Origin of the sequence: Tunicatimonas sp., from assembly GCF_049647865.1 — a bacterium.
GTDB lineage: Bacteria > Bacteroidota > Bacteroidia > Cytophagales > Cyclobacteriaceae > Tunicatimonas.
Genome location: NZ_JBARYM010000815.1, coordinates 1 through 2,475 on the forward strand (window position 1 = coordinate 1; position 2,475 = coordinate 2,475).

General features: G+C 42.3%; 3 protein-coding genes. 1 reads left to right on the forward strand and 2 read right to left on the reverse strand.

What is annotated here, in order from left to right; translation table 11 throughout:
• Together WBA23_RS23545 and WBA23_RS23550 are read right to left on the reverse strand one after the other, a co-directional pair.
• Positions 1–325 (reverse strand): hypothetical protein (locus WBA23_RS23545; RefSeq protein ID WP_424584723.1); only part of this gene is annotated, 325 nt, incomplete at its 3' end.
• Between the two features lie 52 nt (positions 326–377).
• Complete coding sequence (locus tag WBA23_RS23550) at positions 378–1,286, reverse strand: hypothetical protein (RefSeq protein ID WP_424584724.1); 909 nt, start codon at positions 1,284–1,286, stop codon at positions 378–380.
• A gap of 170 nt (positions 1,287–1,456) precedes the next feature.
• Here WBA23_RS23550 and WBA23_RS23555 point away from each other — a divergent pair, with 170 nt between their 5' ends.
• Positions 1,457–2,440: a polyprenyl synthetase family protein gene (locus tag WBA23_RS23555; protein WP_424584725.1), complete on the forward strand. Its 984-nt coding sequence runs from the start codon at positions 1,457–1,459 to the stop codon at positions 2,438–2,440.
• Positions 2,441–2,475 lie beyond the last annotated feature (35 nt).

Consider the following 2,475-nt stretch of genomic DNA (forward strand, 5'->3'; position numbering starts at 1 on the left):
GGCTAAGTGTGCCGGACGGGTCAAGAGTATCTAGCGCTTCGGCGTGTTGACGCAACAGTTGTTCCGTCCGGTTCAGATAATGCAGAAGAGTATCTAGTTGGGTATGGTACTCAGCACACCAAGCGGCTTGTAATAAAGCAGTTATCTGAGCATCCCAAAGCTGCTGACTCTCTGCCTTATAGGCAATTTCTTTTAGTGCCTTAAGCGCACTATCGGGCTGGCTGTAAAAGTAGTTTTCGTATACCGAGAATATAGCCTCTTCAATAGCTTGGGTTCTGATATCAGTACTATCTTTGGATTGGGCTAAACATAAAAAACACTGCATACTTGCTAGCAAGTATGCAGTGATATAAGCGATAAAGCGACACCTCAAAATGTTATTCCATACTAAGAGGAACATTTTCACTATAAATTTTTTCAGAAATAACTTTTCCCTCAACTTCATAAGTAATCTGAAGAGCTAATATAAGGTTTTCTGCCTCTATTTCTGGGTTTACTACGGTAAAGGTGGCTAATGCTTCTTCATCTTCGTATTCTATTATTGACCCACATTCTTTACCAGCGCAAGCGTATAGCTCTTCATTTTCAGTATAAAGTTGGGCGGTCATCTCTAGAATTCTTCCTTTGGGAACGATTGTATGTAACTCCGGATTAGGAATGCTACAGCCGGCTAATACTGGGCAGGGTTTAGGGCGGGGAAAACGAGGAAAACGGAACATTACTGAGCCAGCTTCTTCGTATTTAGTTGAATGTACTGGAACGCTTTCCTTAAAAATTTCTTCACTGTATCTTTTGCCGCCTACTTCATAAGCTATTCGTACGCGCAACGATAAATTCTTAGATGATACCTGATCGTCTATAACTCCTAAGGAAACTAAGGCACTTCCTTTTCCATAGACAGTACTTCCTCCGAACTCTTTGCTACTTGAAGCATACAACTGCCCATTGTCGGCGTAAAGCTCCAAATCAGCGGCTCGAATGCTACCCCCTTTTACTACCGAAAGAATAAACGCCGGATTAGGTAGGTTACAGCCAGCCAGTACCGGGCAGGGCTTCGGACGGGGAAAGCGAGGTAGGTGGAAGCTTACATGATCGTTAAGTGGAATAGACTGCCCAGTGGTCTCGAGCGGCGAATCGGGAAATTCAGGATTAAACTTTGGTATATCAATCGGCTTCTCGAAGTTACCAGGAAAAGATGGTGCGTCAAAAGCATTGTCTTCCTCCTGGCAAGCACCAAGTAACACAATTAACAAGCAGCAAGAAAGTAGTGAAGTAAGACGTCTCATAGTAGCAAAGTAGAGTTTGGTTATTTAAAGAATAAGTTTGCTCATTTATACCATTAGTTCAACGAAAGTAAACAAATGTCATCAGAATTTTGAAATTATTTTTTGTGTCTGTAAAAACCGAAGTGCTTACGTATCTTTGTCCAACAAAGAATTCGCTTTGAAAACAGTATATGCCACTACCTTTAAGTAACTACCGGGAGCAGATTAATCAACGTTTATCAGACTATACTTTTGGGCAGTCACCTCCTGAGCTCTATGATCCTATTCGCTATATTCTTTCTCTAGGAGGTAAGCGTCTTCGTCCAATGCTGGTACTACTGGCGTACCAACTTTTTCATGACGACGAGCCGGATGATGAGGTGTTGGTTCCGGCAATGGCAGTAGAAGTGTTTCATAACTTCACCTTAATGCACGACGATATTATGGACCAAGCCCCCCTGCGGCGGGGCAAGCCAACAGTGCATACTCAGTGGAATTCAAATGTAGCAATTCTATCCGGCGATGTAATGCTCGTATGTGCTTACGACATGTTTCTGAAAGTTTCGGCTGAATTTCTTCCGGCGGTTCTACGGGCATTCAACCAGTGTGCGGCTGAAGTTTGTGAAGGGCAGCAGTGGGATATGAATTACGAATCAGTGGAGCGAGTGAGCGAAGAAGACTATCTGGCGATGATTCGGCAAAAAACGGCGGTCTTGTTAGGGTTCAGTCTTCAATTAGGAGCCATATTAGCGGGGGCAAGTAAAAAAGACCAGCAACAATTATATGAATTTGGAGAAAAAATTGGGGTAGGATTTCAACTGATGGATGACTGGTTAGATGTATACGCTGACCAAGGAAAATTTGGTAAGCAAGTAGGGGGGGATATAATCGCCAATAAAAAAACATTCTTATTGATTAGAGCATTAGAACAGGCAACGAACGCCGAAGCTGACACGCTAACCCATTGGTTGGAACAAGAAGGCTTTGAAAGTGAACAAAAGGTACAGGCAGTAAAAGAAGTTTATCATACACTCAATATCTCTGAACAGACACGAGATAAAATGAACAACTATTTTAATCAAGGATTTCAAGCATTAGATGCGCTATCGGTTAGCGAAGATCGTAAGTTAGACCTGCGTAACTTTACCGAGCAACTTATGAAACGGGAGAAATAAGCAGTTTGCAATTAAAAATGGACAGTAGATAATGG